This window comes from Clostridium sp. 16K-1-R1 (assembly GCF_023921145.1).
GTDB classification, from domain to species: domain Bacteria; phylum Bacillota; class Clostridia; order Clostridiales; family Clostridiaceae; genus Sarcina; species Sarcina perfringens.
In genome coordinates this window covers 2,384,920-2,404,012 of record NZ_CP046515.1, presented here as the reverse complement: position 1 = coordinate 2,404,012, position 19,093 = coordinate 2,384,920, and the positions used below count along the sequence as shown (strand labels likewise).

The following is a 19,093-nucleotide window of genomic DNA, read 5'->3' as shown; positions in this document are numbered from 1 at the left end:
AAAATCTTCTTTCAGATCTTTAAATTCGTACATAGAAATTAATGATACTTTAAACAAAAAGTGTTTCAGCATTTTATAAAGGTTTTATTAGAAGTTTAGTTGTAAAACATCATCCATTGAGTATTTTCCAGCTTTAGTTTTATCAGCCATGTATTCACATGCTTTTAAAGCACCTATAGCGAAAACATCTCTTGAAATAGCTTTGTGATTTATTTCTATAACTTCACCATCACCAGCAAAAATAACTTCGTGGTCTCCTATTATTCCGCCACCTCTTACTGTATTTACACAGATTTCATTTTTTTCTCTTTTAGCAATTCCTTCTCTTCCGTAAAGTAATTTTGTTTCTTCCTTAAGAGAATCTTGAATAGTATGAGCTAATAAAAGGGCAGTTCCACTTGGAGCATCAACTTTTTGACTGTGATGTCTCTCTACAAGTTCTATATCAAAGTTCTCATAAAGAACTGGAGCTACTTTCTTTAATAAATTATTTACTAAATTAATACCTATGCTCATGTTAGCAGATCTAAATAGAGGGATTTCTTTTGAAGATTCTTCTATAAATTTTAAGTCTTCAGCAGTGTATCCTGTTGAACATAGTATAAGTGGTTTTTTAGTTTTCTTTGAAAATTCTACTAAGCTTTTTAAAGCATCAGCTCTTGAAAAATCTAATAATACATCATAGGAAACATTGCAATCTTCTGGTTTTGCAAAGATTGGGTAAGGTCTTTGAGCCTTAGTGTTATTATCTATACCAGCAACTATTTCAACATTAGGAAATTTTGTTTCAGCTAAGTTTGAAATTACGCTACCCATTTTTCCTGAACAACCATTTAATATAACTTTAACCATAATTGGTACCTCCGATATTAGTTTTAAATAAGCATAACCACCTAAAGGCGATTATGCTTATTATATAATAGATTATTTTATTAAACCATTAGCTTTTAAGTTTTCTTCTAATATTACTAAATTAGAATCTTCCATTTCACATAATGGTAATCTTAATGGTCCACAGTTAAAATTCATTAAATTCATAGCTGTTTTAACTGGGATTGGATTTGTTTCTATAAATAAAGAATTTGCTAATGAAAGATATTTAAGTTGAAGGTTACGTGATTCAATAACTTCTCCTAAGAAATATTTTTCACATATATTGTGAGTTTCTTCAGGAAGAATATTTGCTAAAACTGAAACCACACCAGCTCCACCTAGGGATAAAATTGGAACTATTTGATCATCATTACCTGAATAGATAGCAATTCTATCACCACATAATTCAGCCATTTTAGCTACCTGTGAAAGATCTCCGCTAGCTTCTTTTATAGCAACTACATTATTTAAATCTGCAAGTTTATCAAGCATTAATGGAGTTATATTCATTCCAGTTCTTGATGGAACATTATAAAGCATAATAGGAATATTTATTGCATCATTTATAGCATTGAAATGAGCATATAATCCTTTTTGAGAAGTTTTATTATAATATGGAGTTATTATTAATACCATATCAGCGCCAACTTCTTCAGCATATTTACTTAATTCTATTGAAGCCTTAGTATTATTTGTTCCAGTTCCAGCTATTACAGGAACTCTTTTATTTACAACTTCCACAGAGAATTTTATAACTTCTTTCTTTTCTTCTAAAGTCATAGTAGAACCTTCTCCTGTAGTTCCACAAACTAAAATAGCGTCAGTATGATTTTTAATGTGCCATTCTAATAATTTTCTTAGCTCTTCATAATTAACGCCATCTTCAGTAAATGGTGTTATTAAAGCTACACAAGACCCTTTAAACATACGTATTACCTCCAAAAAAATAAATTATTTTTCGTTTATAAGTATTTCAGCAATTTGAATTGCATTAAGAGCTGCCCCTTTTCTTATATTATCAGCCACAACCCAAAGGTTAAGACCATTATCTAAGCTGAAATCACGTCTTATTCTTCCAACAAAGACCTCATCTTTTCCACTAAGTTCAAGTGGAGTAGGGTATTTTAAGTTTTCTACATCATCATGAACTATTATTCCTTTAGAACTATTAAATAAATCTATAACATTTTCAAGTTCAAATTCAGAATTAAGCTCTACATTTATACTTTCACTATGAGCATTTAAAACTGGTACCCTAACTGTAGTAGCAGTTATTCTTAAATTATCATCATGAAGTATTTTCTTTGTTTCTTCAATCATTTTAATTTCTTCTTTTGTGTATCCATTATCTAAGAATACATCTATATGAGGAATTACATTACCTAATATAGGATATGGGAATTTCTTTGTAGTTCCTTCTTGTAAATCTAATATACCTTGAATTCCAGCTCCTGAAACTGCTTGGTAAGTTGAGTAAACTATTCTTTTTATACCATATTTATCATATAGTGGCTTTAAAGCTACCATAGCTTGAATTGTAGAACAGTTTGGATTAGCAATAATACCTTTATGCCATTTTACATCCTCTGGATTTACTTCTGGCACTACTAAAGGAACTTCTTTATCCATTCTCCAAGCACTACTGTTATCTATAACCACTGCTCCATGTTTTGCGAAAATAGGAGCAAATTCTAAGCTTACACTTCCGCCTGCTGAGAATAATGCAAAATCTATTTTCTTGTTTTCAATATTAGCTTCGCATAATTCTTCAACTAATACATCTTCACCTTTAAATTTTAAAGTTTTTCCTGCTGATCTTTTTGATGCGAATAAATATAATTCTTTAACGGGGAAATTTCTTTCTTCTAGGATTTCAAGGAATTTTCTTCCAACATTTCCTGTTGCCCCAACTATTGCTACATTGTACACAATATACCTCCTAAATATAATCTTAATATATTCTATTTCTATATATTAAATATAGTTCAATGATAAACACTTTATCAAGTATATTTTATGATTAATTTGAAGGATTTGAGTAAGTTAACTTTCATATTTGACTAAATATGAATATTTAAGCTTATAGGGGGAATAATAGTTTTAAAAATAAATTTAAGGTAGGGGAAGAATATGAGCAAGACACCATTAAAAAAAATTATAAAAGGAAAAATAAAATCTAATAAGGAATTAACACCAGCAGAAAAATTAAGAGAAAAGATGAAATATGAAATAGCTGGTGAATTAGGATTAAGTGATAAGGTTGATAAATTTGGATGGGGAGGATTAACTGCTGAGGAAACAGGAAGAATTGGTGGGTTAATGACTAAGAGAAAAAAAGAACTTAAATTACCTAGTAATGATGAAATATTAGGTAGGAAAAAAACTCACGTTGACGAAAAGTAAAAAAAGTATATAATTTTTAGGTAGAATAATATATGGGGGATTTAAATTATTATGAAGAGTTATAAGATGATGGCAAAAGTGTATGATGAACTTATATATGAAGATGTAAACTATGAGAACATAGCAGAATACGCCTTATCAAAATGTGATAAGTATAATATTAATAAAGAAATGTATTTAGATTTAGCTTGTGGAACAGGAAATGTTGGTGTTCATGTAGGAAAATCCTTCAAAGAAAATTATTTTGTTGATCTTTCACAGGATATGCTTATAGAAGCAGATAAAAAGCTTAGAGAACATAGAGTTAGAGGTAAGATAGTTTGCCAAGATATGTGTGAGTTAGGGTTAAATAGAAAGTTTGATTTAATAACATGTGTTTTAGATTCAACAAATTATATTTTAGATGATGAAAGTGTAGAAAATTATTTAAGAGGGGTATATAATCATTTAAAAGAGGATGGTTTATTTATATTTGATATAAATTCATACTATAAAATATCAGAAGTATTAGGCAACAATGTCTACACATATGATAGTGAAGAATTATTTTATGCTTGGGAAAATATTTTTGAGGATGAAATAGTAGAGATGAATTTAAATTTCTTTGTGAAAGATGGAGAAAAGTATGAAAGATTCACAGAAGTTCATGAAGAAAGAGCTTATAAGGAAAGTGAAATAGAATATATTCTTGATGTAATAGGTTTTAAAATAGTAGAAAAGCATAATGGTTATACAGATGATGAAGTAACACCAGATACTGAGAGAATAGTTTATATAGTAAAAAAATAACGGAGGGATTAAATTATGAGTGATAAATTAATAAGAGCCATAGCTAAAGATGGCATGATAAGAATATTTGCAACAGAAACTACAGAGTTAGTTGATGAGGCTTCAAAAATACATGATTGTACACCTACAGCTGCTGCTGCCTTAGGAAGAATGTTAACAGCAGGTACTATGATGGGAGCAATGTTAAAATCAGATAAAGAAGTTGTAACTTTACAAATAAATGGTGGAGGAATGGCTAAAGGGGTTACTGTAACTGCTTACTCAGATTGTAGTGTTAAAGGATACATAGGAAATCCACATGTTGATTTACCTTTAAACACAGAAAATGGTAAATTAAATGTTGGTGAAGCTATTGGTAAAAATGGTGGATTAACAGTAATTAAAGATTTAGGATTAAAAGATCCATATGTAGGACAAGTTCCTATATATAGTGGAGAAATAGCTGAGGATTTAGCATATTATTTTACAGCTTCAGAGCAAATACCTTCAGCAGTTGCCCTAGGAGTATTAGTAGATAGAGATCATTCAATAAAAAAAGCTGGTGGATTTATAATTCAATTATTACCAGGAGCGGATGAACTTTTAGGTGACTTACTAACATATAGACTAGATGAGATTCCTTCATTAACTACAATGCTATCAGAAGGAAAAACAATAGAAGAAGTTATAGAATTCATTTTTGATGGAATGGATTTAAAGATATTAGAAGAAGAAACTCCAAAATATAAATGTGATTGCTCAAGAGAAAAAGTAGAGAGAGCATTATTAAGCATAGGATACAAAGATTTAAAAGAATTATATGATGAAGGTAAAGAAGAGGAATTAAAATGCCACTTCTGTAATAAAGCATATAAGTTTACAAAAGAAGATATAGGAAAATTATTAGAAGAAAAAGAAAAATCTATTGCTGATGAAGTTTCAGAAGAAATGAAAAAAGCAGAAGAGAAAGAAAAAGAAGAAAAAAATAAAAAATAAGTTGACAAATTAATTTTAAGTTAATATAATAATAAATGTCTTGAAGAGCTCAAGACATTTGGCTCGATAGCTCAGTCGGTAGAGCAGAGGACTGAAAATCCTCGTGTCGCTGGTTCGATTCCTGCTCGAGCCACCATTATTGCGGGAGTGACTCAATGGTAGAGTGTCACCTTGCCAAGGTGAAAGTTGCGAGTTCGAGTCTCGTCTTCCGCTCCAAATGCGGGTGTAGTTCAATGGTAGAACACCAGCCTTCCAAGCTGGATACCCGGGTTCGATTCCCGGTACCCGCTCCATATATGGCGCTATAGCCAAGTGGTAAGGCAGAGGTCTGCAAAACCTTTATTCCCCGGTTCAAATCCGGGTGGCGCCTCCATAAAAAACATCTATAAGATTTCTTATAGATGTTTTTTTATGCTCTTTTAAAATAGTGTTGATTTATTAATATATAGATATAAATATTATTTTAAAAATAGAGTCTTTTTAAATTAAAGATTTTATTAGCTTTTCACCAAAGTTAGAGAATTTAATTTCCTTAAATACTTTTCTTAATGTAATATGGTAGAGTTCTTCATTAGCTATAGAAGAATCCTTTATGAAAAGTTTGATTATTTGAGTGTCTTTATATTTAAACCAAGTTAAAACGGCAATTACATCTTTATTTATAGGTTTTTCAGAAATCTTAAGAGTATTATTCTCTTTATATACAATTAAATCCTTATGAGATACTGAAAAAAATTCATTAGAAGGACAAGTATATTGAATTAACCTTACATTATCAATAGCTATTAGCAGATCTAACTTTTCTTTATCTCCCAAGTCATTAGTAATTTCTTTTTGTAGTTTCACAACTTTTTTCATAATAAAAATACCCCCTACAGATAAAATTATAAACTAATAGTAAAGGTTTACAAATCATGGAATAAAGTATCAATAAAGTGCCTTAAAAAGCATATAATATATTAAATTACAACTTACAATATAATATGTTTTATATCATAAGAAAAGTACATTAATATTTTGAGAATTTATTAGTATAAATAATTAATTTAACATTAAAAATGCTTTTTGTAAATATATTGAAAATTAGGATACATAATGTATTAATTATATTTTAAATAGATATAATATATAAATAAACTTAGTAGGGGGAGTAAAGATGTTTTTAGCTATTATAATTGTTTTATCTTTATGTTTAACTTATTTAATTCTAAGGGATAATAAAGAAAATAATAAAAATAAATCAAAGATAAATAGGGGATGGAAGGTAACTCCATATTTAAGTTTAAGAATAAGTTCCTTTGAAAGTAGGATTGATCTAGAGAAGATGAGGTTAAGGGAATTGATAAAAAATACTATAAGGTTAATGGATGATAAAGTTACTTTTATAGATTGTAATAGTGACGGCTTTTATATAAAAAGTAAAAATGAATTGATTTATATAGAATTTTTAGTAGGGGACCAAAATGTAGAAAAAAATAAAGAAAGTGTTTCTTTAAAAAATAATGAGATGGCAAAGTTAGAATTATATAATACAATAAGAAGTACTATTAGGAAGTATATATGGTTTTGGGAAGAGAATTTTATTAATCCACTAAAAAGTGAATTTAATATAAGATTTTCAAGTGGAAATATAATTATGAAAATTAGTAAAGAAGATAAAATAATTTTTAATAAAGATGAGGAAAATAATACTTTAAAAAATGAATCTTAAGTTTAAAGAGAAATTAATTAGATTTTTAGGATAGATATAAAGGAAACTTTATATTTATCCTTTTTATGTGTAAAATTAAAATATACTATTTAAAATAAAGTTGTAATTAAATTTTAATTAATTTAAAACTTAATTAAAAGTGAAAATATGAGGGGAGTATTAATATGAAAATAAAGGATATAAAAAAATTAACTGATTGCAAGTTTTTAAACTTATATAAATTAGATATTGAGAATAAGGTTGGAAATTCTAAGGAATACTTTATAGCAAGTAGAAGAACAGAAAAAGATTTAAGCTGTGTTGTAAATAAACATGATAAGGCAGATGGTGTTATGATAATTCCAATAACAGAAAATGATGAGTTTGTTCTGTTAAAGCAATTTAGACCTGCTATAAATGATTATATATATGAATTCCCAGCTGGACTTATAGACAATGGAGAAGATGCAATAAAGGCTGCTACAAGAGAGCTTTTTGAAGAAACTGGACTTTTAGCTAGTGAAAGTGAATATTTAATAAAGCCTAGCTATACGTCAGTAGGTATGTCTGATGAATCTGTAGCTGTGGTTAAAATGAAGGTTTATGGAACTATTTCAATAGAAAATTTAGAAGAAAATGAAGAAATAGAAGTTATTAAAGTGCCTATAAAAGAGGCTAAAAACTTTGTTAAAGAAAATAATGTATCAATAAAAACTGCATTGGTTTTAAGCTTTATGTAGATTATAAATAAATTAAAGGAGCTTTATGAAATTTCAAGATAAAATTTATAAATGTGTTAAGAGTTTTTCTTCATACTATTTATAAACTTTATTAGTGAGTTATTTTCATAATGCTCCTTTTAAAATATATTATTATACTAAAATTTCTTTTGGTTCTTTAGCTAAGTTATGAACTACACCTTCTGGAATTTCTCCTTTGTGAAGTTTTAAGGCATTTAATGCAGCGCCTTTAATTGGTGGAAGTATAGGTGCTGTTAGATTAAAAGCAGTATAATTATCCTGAAGATAATTTCTTAGTGGGTCTAAGATAAATTCTTTTGAGTTAAATACACTACCAGAGTAAGAGATATTTAATACTCCTGTAAATTCAAGTTGATTAGTTAATCCATTTACCATTAGAAGACATTCTTTAGCAGCTTGTCTATATATATCTAAAGCATATTTATCTCCTTTAAGAGCAGCTTTGTAAACTAACATTGCAAGATTTGCAACTTTAGTTCTATCTTGTTTATATTCATCCTTTATGAGGAATATTAAATCAAAATCATTTTCTAGTTTTAATTCATTTTTAAATATATCATAAAGGGCAGTTCTTTCTAATCTATGATCAGATTGTTTTCCAAAGATTTCAACCCCTTTTTTAGCAATCCAATATCCAGAACCTTCATCACCACATATATATCCCCATCCACTAGTTCTTGCTGTTTTTAAATCATTAGTTATACCAGAGGCAATTGCTCCTGTTCCTAGAATTATACATATTCCTGGTTGACCAGCTAAGGAGCCAGCTAAGGCAACTTCTACATCGTTTCCACAAGAAAATTTATTTTCTCCTAAGATTTCAGCTATTATAGAGTTCATTTTTAATTTTTCACTTTCATTCTCACCATAAGCAGGTAAACCTAAAAATGAGTAACTAAGATCATCTCTGCATATATTAATTTCATTACAAATCTTATCAATACCTTCTTGAATACCTTTTCTAAAACCATCAAAACCTACTTGATGTATATGACATGTACCACTAGTATAAGTTGATAAAACCTCTCCTAAATGGTTTATAAGCATAAATGATGTTTTTGTTCCACCTGCATCAATACCTAAATAAAACATACTTTTCCCCCTCTTAATACATAGTTGTAATTACCACTTGGTTTTATTTTACTATATTATTAAATGTATAATCAATGGGAATGGAAAAGTATGAATTAAATTAAATAATAATTCAGTAAATATTAAATTTATCCACTTATTATCTGAAAAATATATATTTAAGTTGTAACAATAAAGGTGATAAATATAAAAAATAATATTTATATGCTATTTTATCAACATTTATTACTATATTGAGTAAAATATAGTGATTGTTAAATAGTTAATATACTACCTCTATCTATTAATTTACCATTAGAAAGATAAATTGGTTCAACATCATATTTTAATAAAAAGTTTTTAATATCATTTCCATAGGAATGATTTTCTAAGTTGCCAAAGAAAGCCATTTGATTTTTTGAAATTAATCCGCAGGTTCCACCTATAAATCCATAATCTAAACCAGGAAGAGAAATATCACCACTAGGAATTAATAATATATCAAAGCCATGAGGTTTTAGGGCTTTATAAATTCCTTTATCAGAAGTTATTAAGGCTTTTTCAGAAACTACAGCAATAGAACACTTAGAATATCCTTGCTTTATGTTTATTAAGTTTTTTTCCTTTACTGATTCAATTAGCTTAGGATCAGTAAATTTTAGATTATGTATAAAATCATTTTTTAAGTTTACAGCATTTAAAATTACATTTCCAGGATATTTATCTTCTAAGTTATAAGAGCTTTTTATAATATTTAAATCCTTTGGAACAGAGTTAAATAATTCTTCAGAGGAATCTTTAGCTAATAAAAGAGTATTTTCATTAAGTATATTTATTTGTATATCTGGATGACCGTCTATAGCATCATATAGTTTAGGATGTTTTGGTACCTTAATTATATTAAGATTTAAATCCTTTAGTTTTTTTTCTTCTAATTGTGAAATTCTATAATCAACAAAACAAGTTCTCATAATAATCTCCTCATTCAAAATTTTATAATTTCATTTTACTAAAAAATTAAAGAAATTGTCGATTAATGAATTTATATTTTTGAATATTACATGTGAATTAATACATACTAAAAGTAAAGAAAGGAGTGAGAAAAATGCTTCTAATGACATTATGTTGTGAGGAGGAAAAAAAATTAATAGAGGACATACAGAGTATAAAAAGTGTTTTAAAGAGCAAAGGAATTATAATTGGTGTGTCAGAAAGTATCTCATGTGGAACTCACTTCGTTAAAATATACTATGGAAATAGTGACTTTGATGAAAAGATAAGAGAGACCATAATGTTATATATAAGTAATGTTATCTATAATGTTATAATAGAACACTATAGAGAAAAAGAAATGCTTCATTATATAAATGAAAATTATTTCTTTTTAAAACATGATGAAATATTAGAAATTGATTTAGCTATAAATAAAATATTAAAAGGAGAGCAAAAGATTTGTTCTGATAAAGATTTTTATTGTTTAAATAAGGTAAATGACATTATAGAGAATATAAAAGAATTTATATTAGAAAATGATTATATAAACATAGAAGGTTTTATAACTTTTAGAATGAAACCTTTGTTAAAGTATATAGAATGTATTATAGATAAAGTAGTAGAAGATTATATGATTGAAAAAGAATATAATGAATTCATAAAACTATTAAAGTATTTTGTAGATATACAAGATTGTAAATTAGAAGAAGTAAATATAATAGTTCAAAGAAATGGATCCTATGAAGTTAAAGATTCTAAAGGACTTGATATCTTTAAGGATTTTTTAAATGAAATTACAGATATTGCTGAAGAGGGAATAATAAATATAGAAGATATTATTATTAGTGGTTTAATAACCAATGCACCAAAAAAAATAAAAATATATAATGAAGAATATTGCATTAATAAAGAATTTATTCAGACTATAAAAAGTGTCTTTGGTGAAAGAGTAGAAACTCATAGAAGTTACAATGATATTTTAAAAAAATAAGTTTTTAAACTTAAAAATATTTATTGTAATAAATCTTAAAATTATAAGTTTTAAAGATAAAAACTATTATTTTATTTAAAAGAAATTGATGAATTGTGTTGACAATAAAAAAGAATAATGATAAGATAACTGATGTCAAGAAGAAACAGCCGTTTCTCACCTTACAGCTATTAATGCTAGTTTGGTCATGAATTTTATTACATTTGATTTTGGTAATAGAGGACGGCTTAAAACCGTCCTTTTTTATTTATATATTTGTGTTGGCTAAATTCTATCGGAGGTGAACAAGATTAGTAAAAATTTTGCAATCAATCAAGAAATAAGAGAAAAAGAGGTTAGATTAATTTCTAGCACAGGAGAGCAACTTGGTGTTGTATCAGGAAGAGATGCACAAAAAATGGCAGATGAGGCTGAGTTAGACTTAGTTATGATTTCGCCAAATGCTAAACCACCAGTTTGCAAAATAATGGATTACGGTAAATTTATTTACGAGCAATCTAAAAAAGAAAAAGAAGCAAAAAAGAAGCAAAAGGTTATCAGTGTTAAGGAGATAAGAGTTAGCCCAACTATAGAAAAGCATGACTTAGAAATAAAAGCTAAGAATGCTAAAAAATTCTTAGAAGCTGGAGATAAAGTCAAGATAACTGTAAGATTTAGAGGAAGAGAAGCTGAGCATTCACATGTTGGTGTTAAGATATTAGATAGTTTCTTAGCTCAATTAGAGGAAGTATGTTCAGTAGAAAAACCTGCTAAATTAGAAGGTAGAAACATGATAATGATTTTAGCTCCTAAAAAAGCGTAACTTGAGAGGAGGATACTTACAATGCCAAAAATGAAAACTCATAGAGGTGCAGCAAAAAGATTCAAAAAAACAGGAACTGGAAAATTAAAGAGAGCTCACGCTTTCACTAGCCATATCTTAACAAAGAAAAGTGCTAAGAGAAAAAGAAATTTAAGAAAAACTGGTTATGTTTCAACTGCACAAGAAAAAGCAATGAAGAAATTATTACCATATCTATAAGATAAAACACGGAGTAGGAGGTCTAGAAAATGGCAAGAGTTAAGAGAGCGGTAAATGCTCGTAAAAATCATAAAAAAGTTTTAAAACTTGCAAAAGGATACTATGGTGGAAAAAGCAAGTTATTCAAAACTGCTAACGAATCAGTAATAAGAGCATTAAGAAATGCTTACGTTGGAAGAAGATTAAAGAAGAGAGACTACAGAAGATTATGGATAGCTAGAATAAACGCAGCTACAAGAATGAACGGTCTTTCATATTCAAGATTCATGAACGGAATGAAATTAGCTGGTGTTGATATAAACAGAAAAATGCTTTCAGAGATAGCTATAAATGATCCAAAAGCATTTGCTGATTTAGTTGAATTAGCTAAAAAGCACTTAAACGCTTAATATCAGATGCGAGTTTATCTCGCATTTTTTTTATATTTTATTTATATTTTATAAGTTTAATTTTATTCAGACTTTTATCTGAATAAAATTAAACTTATTTGCAATTACAATTAAATAAAATTACTTTTAAATTCTAAAAATAAGACAACTTTACATATATAAATTAAAAATAAGATATAATAAAATTAAAGGGAAAATATAATATTAGTTTAAGTTGGGGGTTTAATTATGTACATTAAACTGACAAAAAAGATAAAATTTAGTGCCGTTCAGATTTTAGCTTTAGGTTTTTCTATGGTTATTTTATTAGGTGCTATAATATTAAGTCTTCCAATATCATCTAAAAGTGGTGAGTTTACTCCTTTTTTAGATAGTTTATTTACTTCAACTTCAGCTGTATGTGTTACGGGACTTATAACATTAAATACAGCGGCACATTGGAACTATTTTGGGAAAACTGTCATAATAATCTTAATACAAATAGGTGGATTGGGATTCATGTCCTTTACAACTTTATTTGCCTTAATGGTTAAGAAAAAAATAACCTTAAGGGAAAGACTTCTTATACAAGAAGCTATGAATACCTTTGGAATACAGGGGTTAGTTAGAATGATTAGATATATCTTAGCATTTACATTTTCAGTAGAAATGTTAGGTGCACTATTATTATCTACTCAATTTATACCCAAGTTTGGATTCTTAAAAGGAATATACTATAGTATTTGGCATTCTATATCAGCTTTTTGTAATGCAGGGTTTGATTTATTTGGAGATAATCTAGTTGGATATGCTAACAATAAAACTGTAATATTAACAATTGCAGCCTTAATAGTAATTGGTGGTTTAGGATTTACTGTTTGGTCAGAATTATATAATTATAAGGGATATAAGAAATTATCTTTACACTCTAAAGTTGTAATAATGATAACAGCTATCCTTTTAATTGGGGGAGCTATTCTTATGTTCATATTTGAATATAATAATCCTAATACTCTAAAGTATATGAGTTTTGGAGATAAATTAACTAATGCATTCTTTGCTTCAGCAACCACAAGGACTGCTGGATTTAACTCTGTTTCTACTGCGGATATGACTTTAGCTGGAAAATTCTTAACTATATTATTAATGTTTGTAGGTGGATCACCAGGGTCAACAGCAGGGGGAATTAAAACTGCTACCTTTGGTATAGTAGTACTTACTCTAATCTCTATAATAAGAGGAAGAGAAGATACTGAAGTATTTAAAAAGAGAATTTCAAAAGAATTAGTGTATAAGGCTTTTGCTGTTTTATTTATAGGTTTTGGTATAGTGGTACTTGGAACATTAATTTTAGCAGTAACAGAACCAGGATTTTCATTAGAATATATTCTATATGAAGTTACATCAGCTTTTGCTACAGTTGGATTAACTCTTGGATTAACTCCATATCTTTCAGTAATAGGAAAAATAATAATAATAATAACTATGTATTTAGGAAGAGTGGGCCCTATGACTGTTGTTCTAGCTTTAGCTAATAGAAAGAAACCAAGTGCATACAAATACCCAGAAGATAAAATATTAATAGGATAAATAAGTTAGGAGTGTAAGGCTTATGTCAAGTAAACAATTCGTTATTATAGGATTAGGAAGATTTGGATCATCAGTAGCTAAAACTTTATATGCTTTAGGTCATGATGTTTTAGCAATTGATTCTAATGAGGATTTAGTTCAAGAAATATCAGATAGTGTAACTCATGCAGTTCAAATGGATGCAACAGATGAAAATGCTTTAAGAACTTTAGGATTAAGAAATTTTGATGTGGCTGTAGTTACAATAGGAGCTAACATACAAGCAAGTGTTATGGCAACATTACTTGTAAAAGATATGGGAATAAAATATATAATTGCTAAGGGAAATAGTGATTTACATGCTAAAGTTTTATATAAAATAGGAGCAGACAGAGTAATCTTACCTGAGAAGGATATGGGAGTTAGAGTAGCTCACAACTTAGTTTCTTCAAGCATCTTAGATTATATAGAATTATCTCCAGATTATTCTATAATTGAAATAGAAAGTCCAAAAGAGTGGTATGGAAAGTCTATGAAAGAATTAAGCTTAAGAAGTAAATACGGAATAAACGTAATGGCTATTAAGAGAAACAATGAAGTTAATATATCTCCAGATGCAGATGATGTTATTAATAAGGATGACATAGTAGTTGCTATAGGTTCTGCAGAGGATTTAACAAAATTAGAAGGAAAGATATTTAGACATTAATATCTTCTAGAAAGGATTATTTGCTTTGTTAGAAATCGAAAGTAAAAACAATAACTTATTTAAAGAGATAAAAAAGTTAAAAGAAAAAAAGCATAGAATAAAGAGTAATAAGTATCTTATTGAAGGTTTAAGATTTGTAGAGGAAGCTATAAAAAGTAAAGTATCAATAGATTCAATAATTTTTACAGAAAGTTTTAAGGAGAAAAATCCTGACTTATTCTTAAAAATTAATGAAAATATAAAGCTTATACAAATGAATGAAACTCTTTTAAAACAACTTTGTTCAACGGAAAATCCACAAGGAATTGTTGGTGTTATAAATATGCAAAACAAGGAATTAAAAAGTGGAGAGCTAGTTGTTTTAGTAGATAAGGTTCAAGATCCAGGAAATATGGGAACAATAATAAGAACAGCTCATGCAGCAGGTGCAGCAGGAATAGTAATGACTAAAGGTACTGTTGACATATATAACGATAAGACTCTAAGATCAACAATGGGTTCAATATTTTATATTCCAATTGTTGAGGATAATTCTTTAGATTTTGTAAAATCATTAAAGAAGGAAGGGTATAAACTTGTAGTAAGTTCTCTTCAAGGAAAAAATAATTTCTTTGAAGAAAATCTTCAAGGAAAAGTTATGATAGCTGTTGGTAATGAGGGAAATGGTGTCAGTGATGAAGTATATGATATTGCAGACATAAAAGTTAAAATTCCTATGCCTGGTGAAGCTGAATCTTTAAATGTAGCTGTAGCTACTTCTATAATGATATATGAAAAGATAAGACAATCATTTAAATAAATCAAGAGGTTTTATAAAAAAGACTTTTAATAAAACTTACAAATATATTCTAAGAATTACTAGAGATTCTTTTAATACTATTTGTAAGTTTTATTATTAACTTTTCATATAATCTCTTGATTTTTTTTATAAGTAAAATTCTATTAAATAGGAAAAAATAATAAATGCCTTGATTATAAATACTATTATATGTATAATATACTTTGAATTGAATAGATAAAAACATTGATAGAGAGAGTAGATATAGTAATTTCTTATCAGGGAAAAAATGCCATGGACTGAAAGCATTTTTAGAAACCTATATTGAAGTTCACTCTGGAGTTCTAACTGTGAAATATAAAGTAGTAGTTAGCGGCATAGTCGTTATTTGAAATTAAGTGAGTACTAATTTTTTTAGTACTAATTAGGGTGGTACCACGGATATGAATACCCCGTCCCTTGTTTTTGAGGGATGGGGTTTATTTTATTTTAATTGAAATGTGTCAATAATGAAAATATACTATTAAAATTAAATCTAAGATTAAATAATGACTAAAAAATAGATATTAGGGTTCTAAGAGCTTTAAGATAAAATCTAATATATTAATTATATATCAGGAAAGGAGAATGAAAATGCAAGATAAGTTAAATCAAATTAAAGAATTAGCTTTAGTAGAAATTAAAGAAGCTAAAGATAGTACTACTATTGATACAATAAGAGTTAAATATCTTGGTAAAAAGGGAGAACTTACAACTATATTAAGAGGAATGGGATCTCTATCTAAAGAGGAGAGACCAATAGTTGGTAAGTTAGCTAATGAGGTAAGAGAGGTTTTAGAAGCTGAATTAGAGGCTGTAACAAAGGCTGTTAAAGAAGCTGAAAAACAAGAAAAGCTTAAAAATGAAGTAATAGATATTTCAATGCCTGGTAAAAAACAAACAATAGGAAAGAAACATCCATTAGAGCAAACTTTAGATGAAATGAAAAAAATATTTGTTTCAATGGGATTTGCTATAGAAGATGGTCCAGAGGTTGAGAAAGATTACTATAACTTTGAAGCCTTAAACATTCCTAAGAATCATCCAGCTAGAAGTGAGCAAGATACATTTTACATAAATGATAATGTAGTTTTAAGAACTCAAACTTCTCCAGTTCAAGCTAGAGTAATGGAAAAACAACAACCACCAATAAAAATGATCTCACCTGGTAAGGTATTTAGATCAGATGCTGTTGATGCTACGCATTCACCAATATTCTACCAAATGGAAGGTCTAGTTATAGATAAGGATATAACTTTTGCAGATCTTAAGGGAACTTTAGAGTTATTTGCTAAAAAAATGTTTGGTGATAAAGTAAAAACTAAGTTTAGACCACATCATTTCCCATTCACTGAGCCATCAGCTGAAATGGATGCTACATGCTTTGTATGTAACGGAAAAGGATGTAAAGTATGTAAGGGAGAAGGTTGGATAGAAATACTAGGTTGTGGTATGGTTCACCCTCAAGTTTTAAGAAACTGTGGAATAGACCCAGAAGTTTATAGTGGATTTGCTTTCGGCTTTGGTGTAGACAGAATGGTTATGCTTAAGTATGGAATAGATGACATAAGATTATTATACGAAAGTGATATGAGATTCTTAAATCAATTCTAGTTTTAAAATAGGAGGTAAAAAAGATGAAAGTACCATTTAATTGGCTTAAAGATTACGTTGATATAGATATGACAGCAGAAGAGTTAGGCGATGCTTTAACTTTATCAGGATCAAAAGTAGAAGAGGTCGTAACTGCTGGTGCAGAAATAGAAAATATAGTTACTTGTCAAATAGATAAAATAGAACAACATCCTGATGCTGAAAAGCTTAAAATTTGTCAAGTAAACATAGGATCAGAAATGATTCAAATAGTAACAGCTGCAGATAATATGAAAGAACATGATAAAGTTCCAGTAGCTTTACATGGTGCAATATTAGCAGATGGAAGCAAAATCAAAAAAGGTAAATTAAGAGGAGAAGTTTCAAACGGAATGTTCTGTTCAGAAGAAGAATTAGGAATTGCTGACGGAAAAGAAGTTATTGGACTTATGATTTTACCAGAGGATGCTCCAATTGGTGTTTGTATAAAAGAATATTTAGGTCTTAATAAACAAGTTTTAGATTTTGAAATAACTTCAAATAGACCTGATTGTTTAAGTGTTTTAGGTATGGCTAGAGAAACAGCAGCTACAACAAGAAAAACTTACAGAATGCCAAGTACTAAGTTTGAAGTTAAATGTGATAAAAACATAAATGATGAAATAAAAGTTTCAGTTAATGATAAGCTTTGTAATAGATATATGGCTAGAGGAGTTAAAAATGTAAAGGTAGCTCCATCACCAACTTGGATGCAAGAAAGATTATTAGATGCTGGGGTTAGACCTATAAATAACATAGTTGATATTACTAACTTTGTTATGTTAGAGCTTGGTCAACCAATGCATGCCTTTGATAGAAGAGAATTAAAATCTTCTAATATAGTAGTTGAGAGAGCTAAAGATGGAGATAAATTCGTAACTTTAGATGAAATAGAAAGAGAATTAAATTCAGATGTTCTTTGCATAAAAGATGGAGAAGAGATAGTTGCTTTAGCTGGTATAATGGGTGGATTAAACTCAGGTGTTAAAGATGATACAACAGAGATTGTATTTGAATCAGCTAACTTTGATGGAACTAACATAAGAGTTAATTCTAAAAATTTAGGATTAAGAACTGAAAGTTCATCAAGATTTGAAAAAGACATAGATCCAAACTTAGCAGCTTTAGCTTTAGACAGAGCATGTGCTTTAGTTGAAGAACTAGGCTGTGGAGAGATTATGGAAGGCACTATAGATGTCTACAATAATGTTAAAGAAGAAAAGACTTTAGAAGTAAGTGTTAGCTGGATAAACAAATTCTTAGGAACTTCATTAGAAGCAGAAGAAATGAAGAGATGTTTAGATAGCTTAGATTTAAAAACTACTATAAATGGAGATACATTAGAAATATTAGTACCTACATTTAGAATAGATGTTGATATAAGAGAAGATGTAGCAGAAGAAGTTGCAAGAATCTATGGATATAATAATATTCCAGCTACTTTAATATCAACTAGTACAGAAAAAGAAGCTAAGGACAAGAAACAATTATTAGATGAAAAAGTTATAGATACAATGTTAGCATCAGGCTTAAATCAATCTATAAGTTACTCATTTGTAAGTCCAAAAGTATTTGATAAAATATGTGTACCAGAAGATAGTAGCCTTAGAAATGTTGTTAAAATAAAGAATCCACTAGGAGAAGATTATAGTGTTATGAGAACTTCAACACTTCCTTCAATGATGGAATCTTTAGCTAGAAACTATTCAAGAAGCAATGAGATAGTTAGATTATTTGAAATAGGTAAAACTTATATTCCAAATTCAGATGAAAATGAATTACCAACTGAAAGAAATATATTAACAATTGGTATTTATGGACAATGCGATTACTTTGATTTAAAAGGAATAGTTGAAAACTTATTAGATTCATTAGGTCTTAAGAGCGCATCATTCAAGAGAATGAGTGAAAATCCAAGTTATCACCCAGGAAAAACTGCTGAGTTAATATTAGGTAGAACTTCACTAGGTGTTTTAGGAGAAATTCACCCAGATGTTAATGAAAACTACGGAGTAGATGTTCCTTGCTATGTTACTGAATTAGATTTAGATGCTATGTATAACTTCTCAAAAACAGAGAAAGCTTACAAACCATTACCTAAGTATCCAGCAATAACAAGAGATATAGCTTTACTTGTTGATGATGCAGTTCTAGTTCAAGAAATAGAAGATGCAATAAGAAAAGCTGGTGGTCAAGTAGTTGAAAAAGTTGAATTATTTGACGTTTATAAAGGTGCTCAAATACCAGAAGGTAAGAAGAGTATTGCATATGCTATAGCTTACAGAGATCCAAGCAAAACTTTAAAAGATAAAGATATAAATAAAGTTCATGATAAGATACTAAGAGCTTTAGAATATAAGCTAGGAGCTCAATTAAGAGAGCAATAATAGTTTTAAATATGTTATGTATATGTTAAAATGTACATAACATA

Annotated in this window: 20 protein-coding genes, 4 tRNA genes and 2 other annotated features; of the genes, 18 read left to right on the top strand and 6 right to left on the bottom strand. The window is 28.4% G+C overall.

Going from position 1 to position 19,093, the window contains the following annotated elements; translation table 11 throughout:
• Positions 1 to 87: 87 nt before the first annotated feature.
• The 3 genes from dapB to GOM42_RS10630 all read right to left on the bottom strand — a co-directional run bounded on the left by dapB (position 88) and on the right by GOM42_RS10630 (position 2,802).
• A complete protein-coding gene (gene dapB / locus GOM42_RS10640) occupies positions 88 to 852 on the bottom strand; it encodes a 4-hydroxy-tetrahydrodipicolinate reductase (RefSeq protein ID WP_110077226.1) in 765 nt (254 codons plus the stop codon).
• A gap of 72 nt (positions 853 to 924) precedes the next feature.
• The gene (gene dapA, locus GOM42_RS10635; protein ID WP_011590991.1) at positions 925 to 1,800 is read right to left on the bottom strand and encodes a 4-hydroxy-tetrahydrodipicolinate synthase; all 876 of its coding nucleotides are present in this window, start codon (positions 1,798 to 1,800) and stop codon (positions 925 to 927) included.
• A 24-nt stretch (positions 1,801 to 1,824) separates the two neighbouring features.
• Positions 1,825 to 2,802, bottom strand: coding sequence for an aspartate-semialdehyde dehydrogenase (locus tag GOM42_RS10630; RefSeq protein WP_003468781.1), 978 nt, complete (start codon positions 2,800 to 2,802; stop codon positions 1,825 to 1,827).
• A 201-nt stretch (positions 2,803 to 3,003) separates the two neighbouring features.
• On the opposite strand from GOM42_RS10630, the gene GOM42_RS10625 reads away from it, so the two are divergent.
• The 7 genes from GOM42_RS10625 to GOM42_RS10595 all read left to right on the top strand — a co-directional run bounded on the left by GOM42_RS10625 (position 3,004) and on the right by GOM42_RS10595 (position 5,413).
• Positions 3,004 to 3,276, top strand: a complete 273-nt coding sequence (locus GOM42_RS10625; RefSeq protein ID WP_011590990.1) for an alpha/beta-type small acid-soluble spore protein — start codon at positions 3,004 to 3,006, stop codon at positions 3,274 to 3,276.
• 51 nt (positions 3,277 to 3,327) lie between these two features.
• Positions 3,328 to 4,065 carry a class I SAM-dependent methyltransferase gene (locus tag GOM42_RS10620; RefSeq protein WP_011590989.1) on the top strand — a complete coding sequence of 246 codons (738 nt, stop codon included), beginning with the start codon at positions 3,328 to 3,330 and terminating at the stop codon, positions 4,063 to 4,065.
• Between the two features lie 15 nt (positions 4,066 to 4,080).
• Positions 4,081 to 5,040: an Hsp33 family molecular chaperone HslO gene (hslO, locus tag GOM42_RS10615; RefSeq protein ID WP_003454848.1), complete on the top strand. Its 960-nt coding sequence runs from the start codon at positions 4,081 to 4,083 to the stop codon at positions 5,038 to 5,040.
• Positions 5,041 to 5,100: 60 nt separating this feature from the next.
• Positions 5,101 to 5,176, top strand: a tRNA-Phe gene (locus GOM42_RS10610).
• A 5-nt stretch (positions 5,177 to 5,181) separates the two neighbouring features.
• Positions 5,182 to 5,256: transfer RNA gene (locus GOM42_RS10605), tRNA-Gly, on the top strand.
• Between the two features lie 3 nt (positions 5,257 to 5,259).
• Positions 5,260 to 5,333: transfer RNA gene (locus tag GOM42_RS10600), tRNA-Gly, on the top strand.
• A gap of 5 nt (positions 5,334 to 5,338) precedes the next feature.
• Positions 5,339 to 5,413 (top strand) — tRNA-Cys (locus GOM42_RS10595).
• Between the two features lie 107 nt (positions 5,414 to 5,520).
• Here GOM42_RS10595 and GOM42_RS10590 read toward each other — a convergent pair.
• Entirely contained in the window at positions 5,521 to 5,898 is a 378-nt protein-coding gene (locus tag GOM42_RS10590; protein WP_003455018.1) for a hypothetical protein, read from the bottom strand.
• 298 nt (positions 5,899 to 6,196) lie between these two features.
• Here GOM42_RS10590 and GOM42_RS10585 point away from each other — a divergent pair, with 298 nt between their 5' ends.
• Positions 6,197 to 6,751: a hypothetical protein gene (locus tag GOM42_RS10585; protein WP_003451404.1), complete on the top strand. Its 555-nt coding sequence runs from the start codon at positions 6,197 to 6,199 to the stop codon at positions 6,749 to 6,751.
• Between the two features lie 164 nt (positions 6,752 to 6,915).
• Positions 6,916 to 7,470 (top strand): NUDIX hydrolase, encoded by a 555-nt coding sequence (locus GOM42_RS10580; protein WP_011590988.1) that lies wholly within the window; start codon positions 6,916 to 6,918, stop codon positions 7,468 to 7,470.
• Between the two features lie 132 nt (positions 7,471 to 7,602).
• On the opposite strand, the gene GOM42_RS10575 is transcribed toward GOM42_RS10580, so the two are convergent.
• Together GOM42_RS10575 and GOM42_RS10570 are read right to left on the bottom strand one after the other, a co-directional pair.
• Positions 7,603 to 8,583: a BadF/BadG/BcrA/BcrD ATPase family protein gene (locus tag GOM42_RS10575; protein ID WP_011590987.1), complete on the bottom strand. Its 981-nt coding sequence runs from the start codon at positions 8,581 to 8,583 to the stop codon at positions 7,603 to 7,605.
• Between the two features lie 254 nt (positions 8,584 to 8,837).
• A complete protein-coding gene (locus GOM42_RS10570) occupies positions 8,838 to 9,533 on the bottom strand; it encodes a DUF6873 family GME fold protein (protein ID WP_011590986.1) in 696 nt (231 codons plus the stop codon).
• A gap of 134 nt (positions 9,534 to 9,667) precedes the next feature.
• Between GOM42_RS10570 and ytxC the strand changes: the two genes are divergently transcribed.
• The 9 genes from ytxC to pheT all read left to right on the top strand — a co-directional run bounded on the left by ytxC (position 9,668) and on the right by pheT (position 19,049).
• A complete protein-coding gene (gene ytxC, locus GOM42_RS10565; protein WP_011590985.1) occupies positions 9,668 to 10,546 on the top strand; it encodes a putative sporulation protein YtxC in 879 nt (292 codons plus the stop codon).
• 131 nt (positions 10,547 to 10,677) lie between these two features.
• Positions 10,678 to 10,797 (top strand) — a sequence feature (ribosomal protein L20 leader region).
• Positions 10,798 to 10,826: 29 nt separating this feature from the next.
• Entirely contained in the window at positions 10,827 to 11,348 is a 522-nt protein-coding gene (gene infC, locus GOM42_RS10560; protein WP_011590984.1) for a translation initiation factor IF-3, read from the top strand.
• A 21-nt stretch (positions 11,349 to 11,369) separates the two neighbouring features.
• The gene (gene rpmI / locus GOM42_RS10555; RefSeq protein WP_003451643.1) at positions 11,370 to 11,567 is read left to right on the top strand and encodes a 50S ribosomal protein L35; all 198 of its coding nucleotides are present in this window, start codon (positions 11,370 to 11,372) and stop codon (positions 11,565 to 11,567) included.
• Positions 11,568 to 11,596: 29 nt separating this feature from the next.
• Positions 11,597 to 11,956 (top strand): 50S ribosomal protein L20, encoded by a 360-nt coding sequence (gene rplT / locus GOM42_RS10550; RefSeq protein WP_003451332.1) that lies wholly within the window; start codon positions 11,597 to 11,599, stop codon positions 11,954 to 11,956.
• 228 nt (positions 11,957 to 12,184) lie between these two features.
• Positions 12,185 to 13,525: a TrkH family potassium uptake protein gene (locus GOM42_RS10545; protein WP_003451277.1), complete on the top strand. Its 1,341-nt coding sequence runs from the start codon at positions 12,185 to 12,187 to the stop codon at positions 13,523 to 13,525.
• A gap of 22 nt (positions 13,526 to 13,547) precedes the next feature.
• Positions 13,548 to 14,213 carry a TrkA family potassium uptake protein gene (locus GOM42_RS10540; protein ID WP_003451483.1) on the top strand — a complete coding sequence of 222 codons (666 nt, stop codon included), beginning with the start codon at positions 13,548 to 13,550 and terminating at the stop codon, positions 14,211 to 14,213.
• Between the two features lie 25 nt (positions 14,214 to 14,238).
• Positions 14,239 to 15,012, top strand: a complete 774-nt coding sequence (locus GOM42_RS10535) for an RNA methyltransferase (protein ID WP_011590983.1) — start codon at positions 14,239 to 14,241, stop codon at positions 15,010 to 15,012.
• Positions 15,013 to 15,228: 216 nt separating this feature from the next.
• Positions 15,229 to 15,454: a binding site (T-box leader), on the top strand.
• Between the two features lie 170 nt (positions 15,455 to 15,624).
• Positions 15,625 to 16,644, top strand: a complete 1,020-nt coding sequence (gene pheS / locus GOM42_RS10530) for a phenylalanine--tRNA ligase subunit alpha (RefSeq protein WP_003451091.1) — start codon at positions 15,625 to 15,627, stop codon at positions 16,642 to 16,644.
• 23 nt (positions 16,645 to 16,667) lie between these two features.
• Positions 16,668 to 19,049 carry a phenylalanine--tRNA ligase subunit beta gene (gene pheT / locus GOM42_RS10525; protein ID WP_110016131.1) on the top strand — a complete coding sequence of 794 codons (2,382 nt, stop codon included), beginning with the start codon at positions 16,668 to 16,670 and terminating at the stop codon, positions 19,047 to 19,049.
• The last annotated feature ends 44 nt before the right edge of the window (positions 19,050 to 19,093 follow it).